Below are 21,490 nucleotides of genomic sequence, written 5' to 3' on the forward strand. Positions count from 1 at the left end.
GTGCTCATGACTTTTTCGTTTAAATAATTTTTTTTAATAAGTTATAAACTTTTTTGGAACTATCTTCATTTAGTTGATAGTACGTTAGGTTTACATCATCAGGAGTATCTTGCTGAGCAATCATCACTTCGTTATTGTGATGATCAACTACCCAAATGAAATATTTTTTATAAGTTCCATCTTCGAAAGTAATCCACATATCACAATCTATTAAATCTGATCCTTCTTCATCTAATATTAATTTTCCTTTTTTTGCGGTATCCATACTATTAATAAACGTTTTTAATTCATCTGTTTTTGTGAGGAAGAGATCCTTTTTTGTTTTAATGGATTCGACATGTATATCTTTTATTTCCTGTTTTCCTAAAAAGACAGGGGGCTCATTTGGATCCCTTTGAGTGGAAATAATAGTAGCTTTTTTCTTGGGCTTATTTGCTGTATAGAGATCTTGAATAGATTTTCCAGAGTTTATAAACCATATGATCCCACAAATAATCAATGTGCTACAAAGCAGTAAAATAATTTTCTTAATAGAATATTCTCCTCTCTATTACTTCGTATAAAGAGCTTTTCTATTAATATATGATAGGTAAGCGTAAAGTATTATAGTTGAACGTGGCTATTCTTAACAGTTTTAAGAGGGCGATCAACGAGTAAATTGTAAGTAAGCCCAATTAATACGAAAACACCGCCGATAATCTTTCCAGTTGAGAGTTCATTTGTCAGGAAGAAATCAATGATAGTCCCTGCAAATAACTGTCCGATAAAGATGAGTAACGTTAAATAAAATGCTGATATTTTAGGAGTGATATAGTTCGATAATGAAATAACGATAACGCCTACTAATCCGCCTAAATATACAGCGATAGGTATGGATTGTAACGTATGCATTGGAATATACATTGAATCTGAACTGAAAATTAAAAATAACATAGAGAAAAATAAGCCAGTAATATAATTAAAAAACGTGCCTTCCCAATTTCCAATTTTCGCTGCTAAATTTGCGTTAATAATTCTAGCAACGACGATAGAAACACCAGCTAAAATAGCGATCGTAACATATAACATTTTCTTGCCCCCATTAATAAATTGTCATGATTATAATTCCAGAAGAGATGAAACATAATCCAATTAGTTTTTTCTTTTCAAACTTTGCAACTTTCATTCCTAATAAACCGAAATGATCAATAACGATGGAAGCAATGGATTGACCGAGTAAACTTAATGCGATCGTAATAGAGGCACCAAGGACGGAGAAGCTTATATTGTTAAAAAGAACAGTGAATACTCCAATCGCTCCAGCGCTATATAAAAAAAGTGAAATACTTTTATCAAAATGGATTTTATGTTTGTTTATGATTAAAACGAAAATAACTGCAATTAAACCGACAAAGTGAATGACAACACTTGCTGTATACTTGCCAATTAACTCAGATAAAATCCCATTCAATGGAAGCATAACGGCGATGAGCACACCAATAAAGACAGAAAGAAAGTTATACAATGTAATATCCCCTTTGTATTTCATATTTGTAATGACTGTATCATGCTGAAATTGTGTATTACTATGACATATGTCATAGTGGAAGGAGAAAATTTTGATTACAATGGGGAGTAGTTGTAAAGGCGGGGGAACTATGAAGAAAATATGTAATTCTATTAAATTAGCAGAGTATATGAAACAAAATAATATTGACTCATTTTTTAGTAATGATATGAAACCATATATGGAACTTATATTTTTTAAGAAGAATGAGTTTATTTGTAGAGAAAATGAAGAGATAGATTATTTATTTTTCTTCGTTGAAGGAAAAGCGAAAGCGTTTAATACATTAAGTAACGGGAAATCTGTATTATTATGCTTTTATGATAGCTTGCAGCTGTTAGGAGATGTAGAGTTAATTCATTCTCAAAAGACAACTTCAAACGTACAAGTGATGGCAGATTCATATTGTGTTGGTTTGCCTTTAGGGAAAGTGAGAAATCAACTATTTCATGATGCGAAATTTTTACGATGTATTTGCGGATCGTTAGCGCATAAGTTAAATCGGCTTTCAAAAAATAGTACAATTAATTTACTATATCCTCTTGAAAATAGACTTGCGAGTTACATGTTAGCAGCAGGAGAACGGGCAGTACAGCACGGAAATAGAATCGTATTTAGTGGGAATTTAACGGAAACAGCGGAATTGTTAGGAACGAGCTATCGGCATTTGTTGCGCACATTAAATGTTTTTTGTGATAAAGAGATAATAAAGAAGAATGATGGTTGTTTTGAAGTAGTAAACGTGGAAGTTTTGAGAGAATTGGCGGCAGATGTTTATAAATAATATAGTAAAGTGGGGATTTAGATGAAAATAGCAATCATTTCAGATGTTCACGGAAATAGTCACGCTTTACAAGCAGTATTAAAAGATATTGCACGTCGTAAGGCCGAAATGATAATAAATTTAGGGGATAGCGTGTATGGGCCATTAGATCCTTTAGGAACCATTGAAATATTAATGAAGAACGAGATGGTACATATTAAGGGAAACTGTGATCGCATGCTTTGGGAACCTATACAAGAGCAGTCGGCTACACTAACTTTTGTCCAAAATCAATTAACAAAAAATCATATAGATTGGTTACAACAACATCCGTCACAATTTATTATAGAAGATATGTTATGTTGTCATGGTACGCCAATTTCAGATGAAGTGTATTTGTTAGAAGAGATGAATGAAAATGGTGCGATATTAAAGAATGAAAAAAATATAATGGATCAACTTCAAAATATTGAGCAAAAAATAATAGTATGCGGTCATACGCACATTCCTAGAGTTGTGTATTTAGCAAACGAAAAAATCGTTATAAATCCGGGGAGTGTAGGACTTCCAGCATACAAAGATGAGTTACCTGTTATGCATAAAATGGAATCAGGAACTCCGCATGCAAAATATGTAGTGATAGAAGAGGTTTTGGGAGAATGGATAATTGAACAAATTTCAGTTCCGTATAATTGGGAAGAAGCTGCTCGGTTAGCTACTCAACATGAAAGGCATGATTGGGCACAGGCGATAAAGACTGGGAAGATAGAATGAAGGGGAGCTTACTTTATGGTAAACTGCTCTTTTTTATTTTGAGTACATATTGAATTATATAAAAATAAAATGTTATGATTATGGAAACGTATGAATATATGAACAAGTATTCATATATTTGAGAAGAGGAGGGATTAGAATGAAAGACCTAATTATTATTGGAGCGGGTCAAGCTGGATTAACAATGGGATATTACTTGAAACAAGAAGGGTATAATTTTTTATTACTTGAGGCAGGAAACCGAGTTGGTGATTCATGGAGAAATCGATATGATTCTTTACAGCTTTTTACTCCGCGGCCTTACAGTAGTTTACCAGGTATGGCGTTAATAGATGAAAAAAATGAATTTCCATATAAAGATGAAATTGCAACGTATTTAGAAGAATATGCAAGACATTTTCAATTACCGATCCAATTACAAACTAAAGTTTTTAAAATAAAGAAAGAAAGAGATATATTCGAATTACATACCCCTACAGAAATTTTACAAACGAAAAAAGTTATTATCGCAACAGGTGGTTTTCAGCAACCGTTTATTCCCTCAGTTTCAGCAAATCTATCATCACATGTTTTTCAAATACATTCATCACAATATAAATCACCATCACAAATTCCTAAGGAGAAAGTACTCGTAGTAGGTGGCGGGAATTCAGGAATGCAAATTGCAGTAGAACTGGCAAAAACTCATGAAGTTACACTGTCTATTAGTCATCCTTTAACGTATTTACCGTTACATCTTTTTAGAAAAAGTATTTTCAGTTGGTTAGAAAAATTGGGTTTATTGTACGCCGAAGTAAATACAAAGAGGGGGAAATGGTTTCAAAAGAGAAAGGATCCCATTTTTGGATTTGAAGGTAAGGAACTCATTCGTAATGGATCAATACAACTACAAGAAAAAGTAGTAAGTGCATCAGAAAATAACATTATGTTTCAGAACGGTGAAACATATAGTGCAGAAAGCATTATATGGTCAACAGGCTTTATTCAGAACTATAACTGGATTGAAATAGAAAAGGCAGTGGATGAGAATGGATTGCCTAATCATGTAAAAGGAATAAGTCCAGTAAGAGGATTATATTATATCGGCTTGCCATGGCAGTCTCAAAGAGGTTCTGCACTTATTTGTGGTGTAGGAAAGGATGCGGCGTATTTACTTTCTGAAATCAAAAAAATAGATCAGTAGCAGCGACTACTGATCATCCATATGTACATGAATTAGGAGAGGTCAAACATTTATTGACTTTATTATAATTGATTTTCATAAGAATAAAAACTGAAAATTCTAATTTCGTGTTGAGAAAGTTTTTTGTATCGAAATATATAAAAGAATAGGGGGTTTTTAGTAAAAAGAAATATGATATTTATATTTTAATAAATTATGATATAGTTTATAAAGAGTAGATTACATAAAATGTTATTTTATTACATATAAAGTAAGGGGGATGGCTGTGAAGTTTGATGATCAACGCCTACTAGGAGTACGATTAGGTTCTGTACTTGTAACAGAAGAAAATCAATATTTAGTAATAAAGAAAAAAGATCATTATGCACTTTTAAATATACATAATTTAGAATGCACACATGTTGAAGTGCAGCTAGAACATATTGAAGAAATGTTGCAGGAAGATTTCCAAGAAAGTATAACGGAGATTATCGCACCAGAACATATAAAAATTGTTGCGAAAAATGTAATATAGAGAATGAGAGAAAAAGAAAAAACTTCATCTTTTATCGATGAAGTTTTTTTAGTTAATTCGAAGTGAATGTTTTAAAAAATTTATCGCGGTACATGTACATAAGCCATGAGGCTGTAATTAATGAAATAATGATTTGTTTGTTTTGAATTGGTGCCTTGAAAACAAGCCAGCCAACGATATCAAATAATAAATGTAGTGCAATTGAAAGAACTACAAATTGTAGTAACGTCTTAAAAAATCTTTTCATAAAGTGTCCCCCTGAAATAAAAGGTTTATCAACAGTGTTGTATATTACTATTATACATTAAATGTGTTTGGTGGTAAAATTTACATAAGTTAGTGAAATAAAACAAATGAAAGCTAGTGAGGAGGAATAGTCATGGAATTTTGGATGATCATACCGATAGCGATCTTTGGGTTTATTTATATCGTCGAAAAGTTAAATAAAATTGAAAAGAAAACGGATGCACGTTTAAAGCGAATGGAAGATAGGTTACAGCTAATTACGAAAGAAATGGGAATTGTAGATAGAGAACCGGAAATTAATAAAGAGTTGCGGCAGCTTATGGAAGAAGGAAAAACAGTTACAGCAGTTAAGAGAGTAAGAGAAGCTTTTGGTTTTTCTTTACTAGAAGCGAAGCAATATGTTGATAAATTATAAAAAGATCATCCGTGTGGGTGATCTTTTTTCACTGCACCATGCGTGTATTTACATAAGCAGCGATTATAAAGTGTCCAATTATAATGATAGGAAATAAGATTTTTACATTAGGAGTAAGGAAGACGCTACCAATTGTGGCAATAACACCAGCAGTTAAATTATAAAGACCAACTATTTTTGATAACTTATCTTTTTCTGGTACACGGCGTTCATTGAATCCTGATAAGAGCCAAGTGTATTGTTTTACTCCGATGAAATAAGCTAGTGCAAATGAAATGATTGCTAGTATGAATAATGATGGGGAAGCGAAGAGAGTCATTGAGAACACCTCCGTTAAAGGGCTATAAATCAATTATAGTATGAATGTTATAATTTAACAAAATATAAGTGTAATAGAAAATGGAGTATGTATCATGAAGGGGGATTAAGTATGAATATTGTGGAATTCCAGAGATATGTATCAAATTTCAGTGAAGAAAAAGGATTTCAAGATACAACAATTGAAGAGCGTACAATGTATACAATGGCGGAATTAGGGGAATTAGCGGAAGTTATATTAAAGCGCGATAAAATACAAGATGCAAAAAGAGAAATCGGTTTAGAAATGTTTGATGTCATTTGGAATATATGTGATTTAGCAAACAAGTTAGAAATTGATTTGGAGAAGGCATTTGAAGAAAAAATGATGATTAATAAAAAACGTGAATGGTAAAAGGGAAGTTAAAAAGCGTACAAAATTTTGTGCGCTTTTTATTAATGGTATGAAAAAAATATGTAAGAAAAGATGGAACAAACACTGAAGATGAATTGTCTATTATAGGTAATAACTATTTCGTTTGAAAGAAAGGGTGGAGAAAATGAAAAATACATTATTAAAATTAGGGGTATGTGTTAGTTTACTAGGAATAACTCCATTTGTTAGTACAATTTCTTCTGTACAAGCAGAACGAACGGTAGAGCATAAAGTAATAAAAAATGAGACAGGAACTATTTCGATTTCTCAGTTAAACAAAAATGTATGGGTTCATACGGAGTTAGGTTATTTTAGCGGAGAAGCAGTTCCTTCGAACGGTTTAGTCCTTATTACTTCTAAAGGGTTAGTACTTGTCGATTCTTCTTGGGATGATAAGTTAACGAAGGAATTAATAGAGATGGTAGAAAAGAAATTTAAGAAGCGCGTAACAGATGTCATTATTACACATGCACACGCTGATCGAATTGGTGGAATGAAAACATTGAAAGAAAGAGGCATTAAAGCGCATAGTACAGCGTTAACTGCGGAATTAGCAAAGAAAAATGGATATGAAGAACCACTTGGAGACTTACAAAGCGTTACAAATTTGAAGTTTGGAAATATGAAAGTAGAAACATTTTATCCAGGGAAGGGACATACAGAAGATAATATTGTTGTTTGGTTGCCACAATATCAAATTTTAGCTGGAGGCTGTTTAGTTAAGTCTGCGTCCTCGAAAGATTTAGGAAATGTTGCTGATGCTTATGTAAATGAATGGTCCACATCGATTGAAAATGTGCTGAAGCAATATGGAAATATAAATTTAGTAGTGCCTGGTCATGGAGAAGTAGGGGATAGAGGATTACTTTTACATACATTGGATTTGTTGAAATAAAAAAAGCGAGGAGAAACAATTTTCTCCTCGCTTTCTTCTAACTATATTTAAATGCGAAGTCCGCATACGTTACTGAGATTTTAATTCCAAGTATACAAATACCAGTACCGTCATAATTGCGATAACAACGTAAGTAGCATCAAGCATAATAAGTGTTTTTAAAGTTTCAGTCATCCTCATTCACCCCTGGTATAAAAAATATAACATAATCTCTTATCAATTAAATCAGAGATTATAAAGATAACAATGTACATGAAATTTATTAAGTAGATTCTATATAAATATATCATATAAATAATGTAAACAATGTTAAGATAATGTAAATGTATTGTAAAGAAAAGGACGGTTCATCATGTCTGTAAATCTATTCATTTATAAATGCTATGTATCTCTCGTGTGCCGGATAGAACGCAGTTATAATATATGAAAAATAAATTCATTTTGATAAATCAATCACGATGCTAGATGTTACTACATTTTCCTCTATTACTTCTACCTGTACTTGTTCATCGTTTCTCCAATTGATATTGAAGTTGTCTGTCGTATACATTTCCTTAAGAGTGACCTCTTTATATTTTTCTAAAATGCTACCTCTTTTCCCATAATAGATTCTTACAGTTGAGCTGGGACTTGGTCCTTTTGATTTTATTGTTTCTCTAAGCTCGATAATATTTATGAGATTTGGAGATTCACTTTTTTGAAAGGTAAAGGAACTGACCACTTTTTGTACCTTCTTAAAAACAGGACCATTGGATTTATTTGATATGTTAAATTCCACAACTTCAGGTACGGATTCTTTTCCTCGTAGTGTTATCGTTGCTTCATAATCGTTTTTCCAATCTACGAAAACGTTTGAGGAATCGAGGCGTTCTCCCTCATTTGCAATACTTATGTCAAAATGTTCCCATAAGCCGTATTTAATTCTGACAGGAGAGGAACCATGAGAAGAGTCTGAATCTATTTTCACTACTTTAATCGTATTTTTATTATTTGGAGAATGACTTTTTTCTAGTGTAATGTCCTGTAAATACAAAATGTAAGACAAACAGCCTACTACTAAAATAATCGAAATTACAATACGTAAGGCAGTAATTGGACGGATTCTTTTCCTTTTTTTCTTAGTGCTTTTACTATCTTGTTCAAGTTCTTTTTCAATACTCGTTTGAACTGTTACTTTTGGCGGGCAAATAAACCACCAAACGAAAGCTATAAGTAGTAAGAAAAGAGGTATTCCTTGAATAAAGAAAAATCCTTTCCAAAAATCAAGTGCAGTACTATATGGAGAATCTGTTGCCATCCCCCCTATAAAAAGTGCCACTGGACTTGCAAGTATATTTATCCCTAAACCGATCAATACGAATGAAAGATTTTTATTCCTAATTTTTCGTGCCCCAGCCATAATAAACAGAAATACTGCAATACCAAGTATAAGAAACAGTATTCCGTAATAAAACATCATATATACCATCATATTGTCCCTCCATAACTTTAATTGTACCATTAGTAAGGAAAAATTTGTGAAATGTTAGGTGGATATGATATTTGTATTCCTTAAAAGTGTACCGATATATGATGCAAATAAATCATGTGCAAGTATGAATGCCAGGATATAGTAAAAATATTATGTCAACAATATGAACTGTCACAAATCTTTATATATTATTGTGATTGATATCACATCACTTTTTTTCAATGGATATTATGCTTAGGGTGTAATGAATGATTGGGAGAGGGTGGGATGATATGTTTTGTTATCAATGTGAGCAAACCCCAACAGGCGGATGTAAAGTAATGGGTGTTTGTGGCAAGAATGAAACGATTGCGAGTTTACAAGATACGATTGTTTTTGGGTTAAAAGGAATTGCGGCTTATCGTACGCATGCTGCTCAGCTAGGGTATACGGATGCTTTTGTAGATGCTACGACGCAAGAAGCACTGTACATGACATTAACAAATTCTAATTTTAATGAACAAGAACATATTGATATGGCTATGAAAGTTGGGAAATCAGCTTTACGAGTAATGGAGTTGTTAGATGAGGCACATACGAATCACTTTGGTGTGCCAGAGCCTGTTCAAATTACACAAAACCGTGTAGAGGGTAAAGCTATTGTAGTTACAGGCCATAATTTATTTGCGTTAGAAGAATTATTAAAACAAACAGAAGGAAAAGAAATTAATATTTATACGCATTCGGAAATGTTACCAGCACACGGGTATCCGCAGCTGAAAAAATATAAACATTTAAAAGGAAACATCGGTAAGGCATGGTATGATCAAAGACGCCTTTTTGAAAAATTTACAGGTGCCATATTAGCGACAACGAACTGTGTTATGCCAATTAAAGGATCATACTCTGATCGATTTTATTCATATGATATTGCCGGCCTAGAGGGCGTACAAAAAATTGAAAATGATAATTTTGCACCATTGATTCAAAAAGCGCTAGAACTTCCAGAAGTACATATGGAGTCGGATGAACAGTTAGTAACAGGGTTTCATCATAATACAGTCTTATCATTAGCTCCAGAAATTATTGAGGCAGTAAAAGAAGGAAAGATTAAGCGTTTCTTTGTCATCGCAGGTTGTGATGCACCAGGAAAAGGCGGGGAATATTATCGTGAATTAGCAACGTCACTTCCGCCTGAAACAGTGATTTTAACGACTTCTTGCGGAAAGTTCCGCTTCAATGATGTGGATTACGGCGTTGTACCTGGTACCGAGATTCCGCGCTACATCGACTTAGGACAATGTAATAATTCCATTTCTACAGTGAAAATAGCGGCTGCTTTAGCTGATGCTTTCCAATGCGAAGTGAATGAATTGCCAGTAAGCATTGTCTTATCTTGGTTTGAACAAAAAGCGGTTGCTATTTTGCTTGGGCTATTTAGTCTTGGAATTCAAGATATTCGCATCGGTCCAAAGGCGCCTGAATTTATTTCAGCTGGCGTGCTCGATGTATTACAAGAAACATTCGGTTTGAAATTAATTACAAATGCAGCAGAAGATATGGATATGATGTTATCGTAACAAGAGGATGATTGGTCTTATTCAGAAGAAGAGCTAGCTTATAGCGCCCCAAAACAATAATATAGAATTATTGTTTTGGGGTATTTTCTTTTCTTAGCGGGGTGGGTAGTAGTTGATTTTAGAAAAATATAAAAATCGAGTTGACATTTACAACTACTCAGTCATACAATGTAGTTGTAATAGGTGATACTGAGTAGTGTTGTTTCTTAAAAAAATTTTCACTAAGTAATAGGTAATAGCGGATTTTAGAAGAAATTTGAAAATCAGTTGACATGTACCGCTACTTAGTCATACAATGTAGTTGTAATAAGTAATACTGAATAGTGTGGTTTTACTCAAAAGCTATTCAGTAAAAATTCGCCTTAGTACTCTGTAATACTGAATATAAGTCAGACAGAATAGGGGGTAAAGGAGGATCAGAACATGGAAAATTTAACTGAAATGTTGAAAGGTTCACTGGAAGGGTGTGTGCTGGAAATCATTAGTCGCCGTGAAACGTATGGTTATGAGATTACTCGCCACCTGAATGATCTTGGGTTTACAGAAGTCGTGGAAGGAACAGTCTATACTATCCTCGTACGATTAGAGAAGAAAAAGCTTGTGAATATTGAAAAGAAACCATCAGATATGGGACCGCCTCGTAAGTTTTATTCATTAAATGAAGCTGGACGTCAGGAACTTGAATTGTTTTGGAAAAAATGGGATTTTGTATCGTCAAAAATTAACGTCTTGAAGTCAAACTAGCCTCATAATATAAAATGTTTCGGCTCATATTTGGAGAGTTTCTGGTTCTGCTTTATAAAAAAAGGAGGAAAATAAGATGTTGGAAATATTCAAAAAATTAATTGGTGATAAAAAAGAGTATAGAATGATGATGGCACGTGTTGCAGCACTGCCAGAGGACTATCAGTTTGTGTTTAAGAAAATTCAAAACTACATGTGGAATTTTTCGACCGGAAACGGGATGGATATGCTGCACATTCAGTACGAATTAATCGATTTGTTTGAAGCTGGTGCAGCGGAAGGCAGACAAGTGTTAGATATTACTGGGGAAGATGTGGCATCTTTTGCTGACGAACTAGTGGCAAACGCTAAAACGTATGTTTCTAAGTATCGTGAAGATTTGAATGAAAGTATTATGAAGAAATTGAGAAAAAAATAAATGCAACAAGTAATACCGACTGATTAGCTGGTCATAAATGTGAATTAACGCCATCGCTATTCAGTTATATTTTTAAACCACTACTAAGTAATACAGATTATCAGTGGTACTAAATAGAGGGTGCAGGTAATTTAATTTTATAAGGGGGAAAAAGTATGAGTAATGCAGCGATTTCTGTAAAAGGGTTAAAAAAAGCTTTTAGAGATAAAGAAGTCTTAAAGGGAGTGGATTTTGAGGTGCAGCGTGGAGAAATTTTCGCGCTGCTAGGCTCAAATGGAGCGGGAAAGACGACAACGGTTAACATCCTTTCGACGCTACTGAAACAAGATAGCGGTGAAGGAAGTATTTGCGGATTTGATATTAAGCGCCAACCAGATCATGTTCGTCAAAGTATCAGTTTGACAGGACAATTTGCAGCTTTAGACGGCATGCTTACCGGGAGGGAAAACTTAATCATGATTGCCAAGTTACGTGGTGTTTCCAATCCTGCTCAAGTTGCTGACGATTTGCTTGATAGATTTAGCCTGACAGATGCGGCCAATCAAAGGGCAGATCAGTATTCAGGCGGGATGAAGCGCCGGCTTGATATCGCGATGAGTTTGATCGGGGCGCCAGCAGTTATTTTTCTTGACGAACCAACGACTGGGCTTGATCCTGAAGCGCGCATTGAAGTGTGGGATACAGTTAAAGAGCTTGCTGGTGGAGGAACAACTATCTTACTAACAACCCAGTATTTAGAGGAAGCAGAACAATTAGCTGACCGTATCGCTATTTTACATGGTGGAAAAATTATTACGACAGGTACTCTTACTGAACTGAAAGAGATGTTCCCGCCAGCAAAAGTGGAGTATATCGAGAAGCAGCCTACATTGGAAGAAATATTCCTTGCGATCATTGGCAAAAAGGAGGAGATGTAAATGAAAAGCAAAACAGGGGTATTACTTGGGCGCTTAATGCGCAATATTATGCGTAGTCCAGATACAATTATTACGGTAGCGATTACACCGATTATGATGATGCTATTGTTTGTATACGTATTTGGTGGGGCTATACAAACAGGAACAGATAACTACGTCAATTATTTATTGCCAGGAATTTTGCTAATGGCTATCGCATCTGGTGTCGCTTACACTTCTGTACGATTATTTACGGATGTAAAGAGTGGGCTTATGGCACGTTTCATTACGATGCCTATTAAGCGCTCATCGATATTGTGGGCTCACGTTTTAACCTCTCTTGTTGCGAATGTACTTACTATCTTAGTTGTTATTCTTGTTGCGCTCTTAATGGGTTTCCGTTCCAGTGCGAATATTCTAGATTGGCTTGGAGTAGCTGGGATACTAGGGATGTTTACGTTAGCGCTAACATGGTTGGCTATCATTCCAGGGCTGAAAGCGAAGTCTATGGAAGGGGCGACAGCATATTCGTACCCACTCGTTTTTCTTCCATTTATTAGTTCGGCCTTCGTACCTACCGAAACGATGCCGAAAATTGTTCGTGCATTTGCTGAAAACCAGCCTGTAACTTCAATCGTGAATGCGATTCGTGCTCTTTTATATGAAGGATCTGTTGGAAGCGATATTTGGATTGCGCTCGCTTGGTGCGTAGGGATCATGATCATCTCTTACTTTTTCGCTAGTAAAGCATTTAAACGTCAGTTAGGGTAAGTGAAATAAATCGTCCGAAATAATATATATCTTTGAAAAAGCACGGAAAGATTTTCCGTGCTTTTATTATTTGTTGTGCTCTCGCTGTAGTAAATAAAATGATATTAAAAAAGGATATCTACCCAGTGACAATGGCTCACTGCTTATGGAGTGTAAAAGCACAATTGCTTTTGTAAATTCTCTAGTATTTCTTCAGGCATTTCCCTAATTGTAATATCTTTCCCTAGGAAAAGTAGCCAATTTACTATTTCCGTTACTTCATCCGAATTGTTAACATTGATAAATGTTTTTAAAATGGCTGTGGATTGGTAAGGATTTGTATAAGATATTGAAATTTTGAAAGGGTGGTATTTTTTGAATTGGGCAATTGCTTTTGGACCAAGTTCAAGTATAAGGTTAATCACTTCATCCTTCTTACTTAGTTTTTCTAAAATCTTTTTCTTATTTAGCTTTTTTTTCGTCGTGTATGGTTCGATATGGATGAGATGATCGACAGGAAACATTCTCTTCTTTTCTTCTTTTAAGTCAAAACCTTCAATGATCCATTGACTTTTTTCTTGATACAGGTGTAATAGATAAATGGAATAAGACTTGATTTCTTTCTCTTCTTTAATGGAAATCAATAAATGTCTATCCAAAAGAAGGATTTGGATGAGTTTTTCTAACATAGGGTGAGGGAGGTCAGAAAGCTCAAGTAGATCAGGGTTATATGGGTTAGTCCCTTCAAACAGCAAGAGTTGATTTAAAAGAACGATATCATCTTGCTGGGTTTCTGAGATGAGTCCTAACAGTTTTTCGGCTAAAGATTGACGACTTTTTAAATAGGGAAGTTGTTGATTTCTTGTAGCCATAAAGGCAATAAAAAGAGCTTTCACTTCGTTATCAGTAAAGCGAACAACGGGCAGGATAGAGTTATGCATAACAAAATATCCCCCAGTCCTCCCAACTTCAGCAACAAGTGGCATGCCCATAGCTTCTATTTCTCTAATGTCCCTAATAGCTGTCGATCGAGAGATGTTAAATTCTCGTATGATTTCTGAAATTGTAAAGTGGGAGCGATTGTTGATATACCGCATAATTGTATTAATCCGTTCAACTTTTTTCATTTGGTTCTCCTAAACAGTATCATTTTTTGACATGATTTAAAGTTATTATAAACTCATCAGATGAAAAGATAAATCATTTGATTCATTTTAAAAGAAGGAAGGTTTTGAATATGAAAAATTATACGATTGAAGAAAAAGATAGCTTTATTGTGTTAGGTATTGGAACTGAAATTAAGAGTGAATATACAGATTTTGTTGGAATAAAAAAAGAAAAGGAAGACTTTTGGTCGGCTGTTAAAGAAGATGGAAGGTTGGATACTTTAAAGGCTCTAGCTACAAATGATTACATTTTTTCTGTGAGCGAAGCGGTGAATAACAAGATGATGTATTATGCGGGCGTCATGACAGAAGCACAAATAGAAGAAGAATCTAGAGTGATTCAGTTTCCTAAGGGAGAATACTTAGTAGTAAAAGGGGAAGACAAAACAGCTGAAGAGCTAAGTAATAAGCTTACTGGTATCGCCTTCGGTCAGGCTTTACGAGAAGCAACAGATTTTGCTTATGTTGGTGGACCAAATACGACGGTTGAGATGGGGAAAAGAAACGGTTTAGTGTTTGGTGAAATGTGGATTCCGGTTGTTAGGAAGTAAATAGTTAAAAGGAGAGATGAAATTGTCCTGTATCGTTGATTTTAAAAATGTAACTACAGTTGGTTTAGAGTCTTCACCTATAGTAGAAGCGCTAGCTGGTTTACGTGCTCATGAAGCCCGTTACTTTATGAATAAATACAAGCATGAATTTATAGTTGTACCAGCTAGTGCAAGCCAGAAGACTCTTGATTATGTGAACCGCATTTTGAAGGAAGAACGTGATATTGAATTTGCGGCGAAACCTTTAGAAACATCGTATTTTCAAGTGGAAAATATTAAGTTTGCATACGTCTTTTATGAAGATGGTCTTGTGATTAACGTCATGTATACATTGGATAACCCGAAGAAGAGGGCTGTTGGATTTAAGCTTTCTGATGGAATGGAGGTACCAACAGAATTGGCAGAGAAATTTAAGTTTGCTAGGCAGAAGTCTAAATTAGCTGGAACAATTCGGGGTTCGTTTTTTGTAATTAAAGGAGAATATAGTGTAAGTTGAAGAATCCAGTCGTTTGTAGTATTTTAAAATGCACGATTATGGAATATGGAGGCTAACAATCTTGAATTGTTGGCCTTTTTTACATTCTTTTAAATAGGGAAGCGGCGCATCGCTATCAAGCTAAGAACATGTGAGATTTTATAAAGTTTTTGGTTAACCAGTAACAAATAAGAACCTAAAATCCACGTCAAGATAGTGAGGAGAGGTATGTAAAAAAATAGATTGGTTGTATGCATAATATACAACGCCTAAAAAGCTACCTTTGCTAAAAACTATTCACCCCTCACATAAATAGAAAGCATTCTTTATGTGAGGGGTTTATTCAATTTAAGTCTATAAAAATTGAATGAAAGCAATGCAAGTTCTCACTTATTTAGAATAAGAGAAAAGATGATGTTTTATTTGTTCAATAAAATAATGATGGTGTATATTATCGTTAGATACACGACTTGCCATAATAGCGCCCTCCATTGAAGAGGCAAGGAAAGAAGCGAGCGAAATAATGTTTATCTCTTCTTTAAGTTCTTGTTTCTCTATTCCTTCTTTTATGAGAGAAGCCATTAACATTACTGTATCATCATAGCCTTTTGCTGCTGCTTTTTGTAATTCTGGAAATACTCCAGTACTTTCAATTGCGCTATTAAGCAATGGACAGCCTCCGGCGATAGGGGGGTTATTAGCTGCATCTTGATATACAAGGAAAATTGCAAGGATTTTATCGATTGCTGTCTTTTTATTTTCCATTGCTTTATGAAAATGACTCCACATAATCTCACCACTTTTGTCGTAGGCAGCAAGAACAATTTCTTCTTTATTTTTGAATCTACGATAAATAGATCCTTTCGGTAGTTCAGTGGCTGTCATTATATCCTGAATGGATGTGCGAGTTATCCCATTAGTATTAAATAAATATAAAGATGTTTCAATAATTTTTTCTTTTACCTTATCAACTTTAGTCATGCTTTATAGTCCTCCTAATAAAAACGAGCTTAATATTCCAGGTAATGTTTACCCTCTATTTTCTTGATTTTTTGTGAGTATAAATAAGTTTGGAACAAAAAATATCTTATCAATTCCTATCTGATGGAAACCTCAAACTGTATTATCCATACTATTCGAATGAATTTTCTGTCAAAAACAATATGACCAGTTGGTTAATTCAGTCATATCATGCAACTAATTTTACCGTATCGACATATGAGTATTATATATAATTTTAATTAATATGTTTAGCTAAAATGTTTGAACTACTCTCATTTTCACTTCGTTTAATTAGGAGATCTTGCGGTTAAAAGCCGTATCACTTCATACTATAAAAGATTAATTGTTAATAATGAATGAGTACTGGAATTTGATTGTAAATCAGGAGCTGAAATATAAATTTATTTGCTTTGTACCGTTTTGATTTTGTAAATAATTTATAAAGCGGGTTTAAAAAACTAGAAACTTATAGTATCATTAGTTTTCAGACCGAACCGTCCGGTCTGGAATTTATATAAGTATATTTAGAAGGAGAACGTTATGCAGAAAGAAAAATCAAAGATTCTAAGTAATTTCATTATGGAGGTAATAAAGTGAGCTTTATAAAAACGAATACAAAAGAACTTATTATGCTAATAGTTTATATACTGTTTGCACTACTTCAAATTGGCTTGTTCATATTATTTGGCATATCCCTTTTAACTAACAGCAACTTAGTTGAATCAGAATTTGCTCTTAGTGCCATCGGTGTGACTGTACCTGCTATTGTAGGAATCATTTTCTTTAGGAAAGAAATTATTGAAAGTTTTACTTATTTTAAAGAGAAAACAATTTTGAAAATAGTAAGCATTCCTATGGTAGTTTTACTTATGATAATTGTGGAAAATTCTATTATGCATTTTCTAAATACAGGTCAGCCAGAGAACCAAGAACAGATCCTTACAAATGGCGCAGAGATGCCTATTATATTCACATTACTTGTATTTGGGATTATAGGACCAATAATTGAAGAAATTATATTTCGCCATATATTAGTAAATCGTTTTTCGGAATATGTTGGTACTGCTATTGCATCCATCGTTTCGATTATAATTTTTACACTTCTTCACACGAACCAACTTTCGGATATTGCTATCTATTTACCTGGCGCGGTGATGCTTACTGCAGCTTATCTTATTTCTAATAGATCCCTTGCATATGTTATAGCGATACATATGTTAAACAATTTTATTCCTTTTATTTAATTGCATATGTCATAGAGAGACACATGCAGTTGAATATTATAAAAAATTAGGAGGGTGTCAAACATGATTGTAACAACAACGTCTGGAATTCAAGGTAAAGAAATTATTGACTATATTGATATTGTAAATGGTGAAGCTATTATGGGGGCCAACATTGTACGCGATTTATTCGCTTCTGTTCGTGATGTTGTCGGTGGTCGTGCTGGTTCTTATGAAAGTAAGCTAAAAGAAGCTCGTGATATCGCAATGGACGAAATGAAAGAACTTGCAAAACAAAAAGGTGCGAACGCTATCGTTGGTATTGACGTAGATTACGAAGTTGTTCGTGATGGAATGTTAATGGTTGCGGTAAGTGGTACAGCTGTACGTATATAAGTAAATAAAAAAACGGATTCCCTCCTTGGAATTTATACTTTCAGGAGGGATCCTGGTTCTGTTGCAGATTTTAAGACTAAAAACAGAAGTTGATAAATCATTGTACGTCAAAAAACCACAGTTTGGGTGTAAACTGTGGTTTTTTATATAGAGGCCCCAACACGTCCCTATTAAGCTAAGCTTATGCAACGTCAATTTTTGTTAGCTTAATAGTAGCCCTATTACAATTAAAATAATATGTCTATATTGTTTTAAGTACTTTTTTATAATAAAACTTAATCAATTTTAATATATGTTATGTATAACATATATTTATCTAAAATAAGGGGGAATATTATGACTGAAATAAACGAATCTTCAGGAAGCGATTTACAAAAAGATGTGAAGTTTTCTATTATAATCCCTGCACATAATGAAGAAAAGTACATTAGAAAATGTTTGGATTCAATTGCAAAAGCATCAGTGGCATATAAAGAGCAAACGGAAGTTATAGTTGTTTTAAATCGTTGCACAGATAAAACAGAGGAAATAGCAAAATCTTATGATTGTATTACATTAAAAAATGAAGATAAAAACTTATCTAAAATCCGAAATGCAGGGGCAGAAATAGCTAGTGGAGAAATAATCGTTACTATAGATGCTGATACGATAATGACAGAGTCTTTGTTATCTAATGTAGATAAATATTTATCTTCAGGTAAATATATTGGTGGTGGGGTGAATGGGAAGTTCGAAAGAATGTCTTTTGGAATATTCTTTTCTGCAATTCTAATTATAATTCCCTTACTTTTTAAGTACGGAGCTATATCTGTGGGGATTTTTTGGTGTTATAGAAAAGATTTTATGGCAATTAACGGATTTAATGAAAACATGCTTATGGCAGAGGATGCAGATTTCGCGAAACGCTTAAAAGAATGGGGAAAACGAAATAATAAGAAATTTGGTACCATTAAAAATGGCATGATAACTTCATGCAGAAGATTTGATGCATATGGAGACTGGGCTTTACTTAAAAATCCAAAAGTAATATTAGCTTATCTAAAAGGAAATGATCAAAAATATGCAGATAAGACATATTATGATAATCAAGAAAGATAACGATGGAGAAAAGCGGCAGGAAATAGGGAGAACAGCAGATTTTTTTATACATAATGAGAGCCGAACTTAATTTAATAGATATGATAAGAAAACCATCAATTTGATTAGTCCTTTTCAAATCAATGGTTTTTATTTTTGAAATAAATATGTATTTTTTATAAAAAATATTTTTTGACCCCCATAAAACTTTGTATTCCTCCGAATATGTATAGTGAAGAAAATAAATAGAAGAAAATTGATTATGAAAGAATATTGACGTGTTAATAAAATTACTAGATTAAGTGGGGCATCCGAAATAAAAGGGTGAAATTACCAATGATATAGAGAAGAGTTATTCAAGGATTGCAGATAAAATAGAAACAGAGCAAGCAAAACAAGCGGAAGAAAATAAGAAAGTAGAGTGAAATGTAAGCCTAACTGTAAGAACGATAGAAAAGTTGGCTTTGAAAAATATGAACAACAAGAAGACAAGCCTAAAGAAACTGTGGTTGAATGGTCACTTGTTTAGTGACCATTTTTCTATTTCAAGCAGAAGGAGGGAGAGAGATTACCCGTGTTGAGTTTAGTAATGAAGATCTTAAGAAAACCGAAAATAGAAGATATCGTATGTAACATACAAAATAATGAAGAAGATAAAGAAGCTTTTATCGTACAGTATCAGCCGTTTATTAGAAAATCAATCTCGTCTGTCTGCCGCCGATATATTACAGAACAGGATGATGAATATAGTATTGGATTGTTTGCGTTTAACGAAGCAATTGAACAGTATTCATATAAAAAAGGGAAATCTTTTCTAGCGTTTGCTGATCTTCTTATAAAAAGAGATGTAATTGACTATATACGCAAGGAGTCTAAGCATAACCTTGTCTTTTTAAAAGAAGATGAGCAAGAGGAAATGTTAGAAATGCAAGTATCGCTTACGGAGTATATGAAGGAAATAGAAAATGGTAACCGTAAGGAAGAAATTCTCCATTTTCAAAGTGTGTTAGCTGAGTTTAAAATCACATTTTCAGAGCTTGCTAAAGAATCTCCTAAGCATCGTGATACGCGTGAACACTTAATAGAAATTGTAAAGATGATTATAAAAGAAGAGGAAATGATGGAGGAGCTGTTCCGGAAGAAAAAGTTACCGCTTAAACATATTGAACCGCGTGTTAGGGTAAGTCGTAAAACGTTGGAACGGCATAGAAAATATATCATTGCAATGTGTATTATCTTCGCAAACAACTATACATACATTCTTGATTATATAAGGGGAGGGAAGCATGATGAATAAAGGAATTGTGATGGATATAAAAAAACATAGCGTAGTTGTTTTAACGCCAAATGGAGAGTTTATTACGTGTAAAAGAAAAGGGGATTCTTGCATGATTGGAGAGGAAATTTCATTTGATGAGCAAGAACAAAAAGCATCGCGTTTTTCAATCCCTTATTTCTTAAAGCCGGCATCATTACTTGTTGCTTGTTTTCTATGTGCGCTGTTATTTTTCTACAACCAACCGGAAGAAAAAGTATTCGCTTACGTCTCAGTTGATATAAATCCAAGTTTAGAAGTGAGCGTAACGAAGGATCTTCGCGTTATAGATTTACAAGCTTGTAATGATGATGGAAGGCGTATTTTAAAAGAATTGAAGCAATGGGAAAATAAACAATTGCAAGAAGTAATACGTACAATTATAAAGCAGAGTCAAGAGGATAAGTATTTAACGAATGATAAGCAAGTTATGCTAACCGCTATTGCAAAGGATAAGTTGCTAGAACCGAAGTTGGAAAAGGTAATGAAAGAATTAAAGAAAGAATATGAGCTAAAACATATTACAGTCGAATATCAAAGTAGCACGATGCAAGTACGAGAGAATGCTAGAAAAGCTGGAATTGGTACAGGTGTCTATATAATGCAAGAGAATGAGAAGAACAAATCGGTTACGCCGCCTGCCACGCCGTCTAATCCGGTGGAAAACGAAGAAGAGGTGCAATCACAGCCGGAGTCATCTCCTGATGTATCGCCAGATTTGTCTTCTGTAAAAGACAAAAAATATGAGAAGCCAGAGCATAAAGAACAAAAGAAAATAGAGGAACAGCCAACGAAGCAAATAAAAGAAAACAATGGTAGAGGATCTCAGCAAGAAAATAGAGGGAATAAGCAGGAGAATAACGGTAGGGAATCCCAACAAGGAAATAATGGGAATCAGCAAGGAAACAACGGTCGAGAATCCCAACAAGGGAATAATGGAAATCAGCAAGGAAACAACGGAAGAGGGTCCCAAGGAAATAATGGGAATCAGCAAGGAAATAACGGAAGAGGGTCCCAAGGAAATAATGGGCACCAGCAAGAGAACAACGGAAGAGGATCGCAAGGGAATAATGGGAATCAGCAAGGAAATAACGGAAGAGGGTCCCAAGGGAATACTGGGCACCAACAAGAGAACAACGGAAGAGGGTCCCAAGGAAATAATGGGCACCAGCAAGAGAACAACGGAAGAGGATCCCAGAAAGAAAGTGTTGGAAACGAGCAAGGGAACAACGGAAGAGGATCTCAACAAGAAAATAGAGGCCACCAGCAAGGGAATGAAAAGAAGAATCAATAGAAATATAGAAGTGGGAGATTCATTTTAAAGTGAAAAGGAGTTATCTCACTATTGCGGGCAGTAAAACTCCCATCTCAAAATTTG

At 34.2% G+C, this 21,490-nt stretch carries 27 protein-coding genes; 19 read left to right on the forward strand and 8 right to left on the reverse strand.

What is annotated here, in order from left to right; all coding sequences use genetic code 11:
- Positions 1 to 19 precede the first annotated feature (19 nt).
- The 3 genes from QCI47_RS10560 to QCI47_RS10570 form a co-directional block, all read right to left on the reverse strand.
- The gene (locus QCI47_RS10560) at positions 20 to 514 is read right to left on the reverse strand and encodes a hypothetical protein (protein WP_071741739.1); all 495 of its coding nucleotides are present in this window, start codon (positions 512 to 514) and stop codon (positions 20 to 22) included.
- Positions 515 to 603: 89 nt separating this feature from the next.
- Positions 604 to 1,068, reverse strand: coding sequence for a DMT family transporter (locus tag QCI47_RS10565; protein ID WP_073541280.1), 465 nt, complete (start codon positions 1,066 to 1,068; stop codon positions 604 to 606).
- Between the two features lie 13 nt (positions 1,069 to 1,081).
- Positions 1,082 to 1,528, reverse strand: coding sequence for a DMT family transporter (locus tag QCI47_RS10570; RefSeq protein ID WP_061130361.1), 447 nt, complete (start codon positions 1,526 to 1,528; stop codon positions 1,082 to 1,084).
- Between the two features lie 109 nt (positions 1,529 to 1,637).
- Here QCI47_RS10570 and yeiL point away from each other — a divergent pair, with 109 nt between their 5' ends.
- The 4 genes from yeiL (at position 1,638) to QCI47_RS10590 (ending at position 4,780) form a co-directional block, all read left to right on the forward strand.
- Positions 1,638 to 2,330: a transcriptional regulator YeiL gene (gene yeiL / locus QCI47_RS10575; RefSeq protein ID WP_033702248.1), complete on the forward strand. Its 693-nt coding sequence runs from the start codon at positions 1,638 to 1,640 to the stop codon at positions 2,328 to 2,330.
- 21 nt (positions 2,331 to 2,351) lie between these two features.
- The gene (locus tag QCI47_RS10580) at positions 2,352 to 3,083 is read left to right on the forward strand and encodes a metallophosphoesterase family protein (protein ID WP_000684261.1); all 732 of its coding nucleotides are present in this window, start codon (positions 2,352 to 2,354) and stop codon (positions 3,081 to 3,083) included.
- A gap of 139 nt (positions 3,084 to 3,222) precedes the next feature.
- Positions 3,223 to 4,266: a flavin-containing monooxygenase gene (locus tag QCI47_RS10585; RefSeq protein ID WP_071741737.1), complete on the forward strand. Its 1,044-nt coding sequence runs from the start codon at positions 3,223 to 3,225 to the stop codon at positions 4,264 to 4,266.
- A gap of 265 nt (positions 4,267 to 4,531) precedes the next feature.
- Positions 4,532 to 4,780 (forward strand): hypothetical protein, encoded by a 249-nt coding sequence (locus QCI47_RS10590; RefSeq protein ID WP_000666946.1) that lies wholly within the window; start codon positions 4,532 to 4,534, stop codon positions 4,778 to 4,780.
- A gap of 52 nt (positions 4,781 to 4,832) precedes the next feature.
- Here the strand turns inward: QCI47_RS10590 and QCI47_RS10595 are convergent, their stop codons facing one another.
- Positions 4,833 to 5,027, reverse strand: coding sequence for a hypothetical protein (locus QCI47_RS10595; protein ID WP_000819249.1), 195 nt, complete (start codon positions 5,025 to 5,027; stop codon positions 4,833 to 4,835).
- A gap of 132 nt (positions 5,028 to 5,159) precedes the next feature.
- Between QCI47_RS10595 and QCI47_RS10600 the strand changes: the two genes are divergently transcribed.
- Positions 5,160 to 5,441, forward strand: coding sequence for a hypothetical protein (locus tag QCI47_RS10600; RefSeq protein ID WP_000397700.1), 282 nt, complete (start codon positions 5,160 to 5,162; stop codon positions 5,439 to 5,441).
- A 28-nt stretch (positions 5,442 to 5,469) separates the two neighbouring features.
- On the opposite strand, the gene QCI47_RS10605 is transcribed toward QCI47_RS10600, so the two are convergent.
- Positions 5,470 to 5,760: a DUF3784 domain-containing protein gene (locus tag QCI47_RS10605; RefSeq protein WP_000171761.1), complete on the reverse strand. Its 291-nt coding sequence runs from the start codon at positions 5,758 to 5,760 to the stop codon at positions 5,470 to 5,472.
- A 111-nt stretch (positions 5,761 to 5,871) separates the two neighbouring features.
- Between QCI47_RS10605 and QCI47_RS10610 the strand changes: the two genes are divergently transcribed.
- Together QCI47_RS10610 and bla2 are read left to right on the forward strand one after the other, a co-directional pair.
- Positions 5,872 to 6,153, forward strand: a complete 282-nt coding sequence (locus QCI47_RS10610; protein WP_001028126.1) for a MazG nucleotide pyrophosphohydrolase domain-containing protein — start codon at positions 5,872 to 5,874, stop codon at positions 6,151 to 6,153.
- 145 nt (positions 6,154 to 6,298) lie between these two features.
- Positions 6,299 to 7,069, forward strand: coding sequence for a BcII family subclass B1 metallo-beta-lactamase (bla2, locus tag QCI47_RS10615; RefSeq protein WP_250670120.1), 771 nt, complete (start codon positions 6,299 to 6,301; stop codon positions 7,067 to 7,069).
- A gap of 436 nt (positions 7,070 to 7,505) precedes the next feature.
- Here the strand turns inward: bla2 and QCI47_RS10620 are convergent, their stop codons facing one another.
- Positions 7,506 to 8,537 carry a hypothetical protein gene (locus QCI47_RS10620; RefSeq protein WP_061536207.1) on the reverse strand — a complete coding sequence of 344 codons (1,032 nt, stop codon included), beginning with the start codon at positions 8,535 to 8,537 and terminating at the stop codon, positions 7,506 to 7,508.
- 275 nt (positions 8,538 to 8,812) lie between these two features.
- On the opposite strand from QCI47_RS10620, the gene hcp reads away from it, so the two are divergent.
- The 5 genes from hcp to QCI47_RS10645 all read left to right on the forward strand — a co-directional run bounded on the left by hcp (position 8,813) and on the right by QCI47_RS10645 (position 12,928).
- Entirely contained in the window at positions 8,813 to 10,099 is a 1,287-nt protein-coding gene (gene hcp, locus QCI47_RS10625) for a hydroxylamine reductase (RefSeq protein WP_002170193.1), read from the forward strand.
- A 423-nt stretch (positions 10,100 to 10,522) separates the two neighbouring features.
- Entirely contained in the window at positions 10,523 to 10,843 is a 321-nt protein-coding gene (locus QCI47_RS10630; RefSeq protein ID WP_000429483.1) for a PadR family transcriptional regulator, read from the forward strand.
- A gap of 76 nt (positions 10,844 to 10,919) precedes the next feature.
- Positions 10,920 to 11,261 (forward strand): DUF1048 domain-containing protein, encoded by a 342-nt coding sequence (locus QCI47_RS10635; RefSeq protein WP_000889650.1) that lies wholly within the window; start codon positions 10,920 to 10,922, stop codon positions 11,259 to 11,261.
- A gap of 155 nt (positions 11,262 to 11,416) precedes the next feature.
- The gene (locus QCI47_RS10640) at positions 11,417 to 12,178 is read left to right on the forward strand and encodes an ABC transporter ATP-binding protein (RefSeq protein ID WP_000063321.1); all 762 of its coding nucleotides are present in this window, start codon (positions 11,417 to 11,419) and stop codon (positions 12,176 to 12,178) included.
- Positions 12,179 to 12,928 carry an ABC transporter permease gene (locus tag QCI47_RS10645; protein WP_000837823.1) on the forward strand — a complete coding sequence of 250 codons (750 nt, stop codon included), beginning with the start codon at positions 12,179 to 12,181 and terminating at the stop codon, positions 12,926 to 12,928.
- Between the two features lie 143 nt (positions 12,929 to 13,071).
- Here the strand turns inward: QCI47_RS10645 and QCI47_RS10650 are convergent, their stop codons facing one another.
- Complete coding sequence (locus tag QCI47_RS10650; RefSeq protein ID WP_000755048.1) at positions 13,072 to 14,034, reverse strand: helix-turn-helix transcriptional regulator; 963 nt, start codon at positions 14,032 to 14,034, stop codon at positions 13,072 to 13,074.
- Between the two features lie 110 nt (positions 14,035 to 14,144).
- Between QCI47_RS10650 and QCI47_RS10655 the strand changes: the two genes are divergently transcribed.
- Both QCI47_RS10655 and QCI47_RS10660 read left to right on the forward strand, forming a co-directional pair.
- Positions 14,145 to 14,624: a GyrI-like domain-containing protein gene (locus QCI47_RS10655; protein WP_000801047.1), complete on the forward strand. Its 480-nt coding sequence runs from the start codon at positions 14,145 to 14,147 to the stop codon at positions 14,622 to 14,624.
- Positions 14,625 to 14,640: 16 nt separating this feature from the next.
- Positions 14,641 to 15,120, forward strand: coding sequence for a hypothetical protein (locus tag QCI47_RS10660; RefSeq protein ID WP_025991629.1), 480 nt, complete (start codon positions 14,641 to 14,643; stop codon positions 15,118 to 15,120).
- Between the two features lie 369 nt (positions 15,121 to 15,489).
- Here the strand turns inward: QCI47_RS10660 and QCI47_RS10665 are convergent, their stop codons facing one another.
- Entirely contained in the window at positions 15,490 to 16,080 is a 591-nt protein-coding gene (locus QCI47_RS10665; RefSeq protein WP_047376240.1) for a TetR/AcrR family transcriptional regulator, read from the reverse strand.
- Between the two features lie 614 nt (positions 16,081 to 16,694).
- Between QCI47_RS10665 and QCI47_RS10670 the strand changes: the two genes are divergently transcribed.
- The 5 genes from QCI47_RS10670 (at position 16,695) to rsgI (ending at position 21,406) form a co-directional block, all read left to right on the forward strand.
- The gene (locus QCI47_RS10670) at positions 16,695 to 17,345 is read left to right on the forward strand and encodes a CPBP family glutamic-type intramembrane protease (protein ID WP_000008257.1); all 651 of its coding nucleotides are present in this window, start codon (positions 16,695 to 16,697) and stop codon (positions 17,343 to 17,345) included.
- Between the two features lie 63 nt (positions 17,346 to 17,408).
- A complete protein-coding gene (locus tag QCI47_RS10675) occupies positions 17,409 to 17,720 on the forward strand; it encodes a YbjQ family protein (RefSeq protein WP_000637502.1) in 312 nt (103 codons plus the stop codon).
- A 336-nt stretch (positions 17,721 to 18,056) separates the two neighbouring features.
- Positions 18,057 to 18,818: a glycosyltransferase family 2 protein gene (locus QCI47_RS10680; RefSeq protein ID WP_144532891.1), complete on the forward strand. Its 762-nt coding sequence runs from the start codon at positions 18,057 to 18,059 to the stop codon at positions 18,816 to 18,818.
- A 553-nt stretch (positions 18,819 to 19,371) separates the two neighbouring features.
- On the forward strand, positions 19,372 to 20,094 hold the full coding sequence (sigI, locus tag QCI47_RS10685) for an RNA polymerase sigma factor SigI (protein WP_013246469.1): 723 nt from the start codon (positions 19,372 to 19,374) through the stop codon (positions 20,092 to 20,094).
- A complete protein-coding gene (gene rsgI / locus QCI47_RS10690; protein ID WP_076875315.1) occupies positions 20,084 to 21,406 on the forward strand; it encodes an anti-sigma-I factor RsgI in 1,323 nt (440 codons plus the stop codon). The genes sigI and rsgI overlap by 11 nt, the downstream gene beginning before the upstream one ends.
- The last annotated feature ends 84 nt before the right edge of the window (positions 21,407 to 21,490 follow it).

The sequence above is a fragment of the Bacillus cereus group sp. RP29 genome, from assembly GCF_040459765.1.
In the GTDB taxonomy this organism is placed as follows: domain Bacteria; phylum Bacillota; class Bacilli; order Bacillales; family Bacillaceae_G; genus Bacillus_A; species Bacillus_A paranthracis.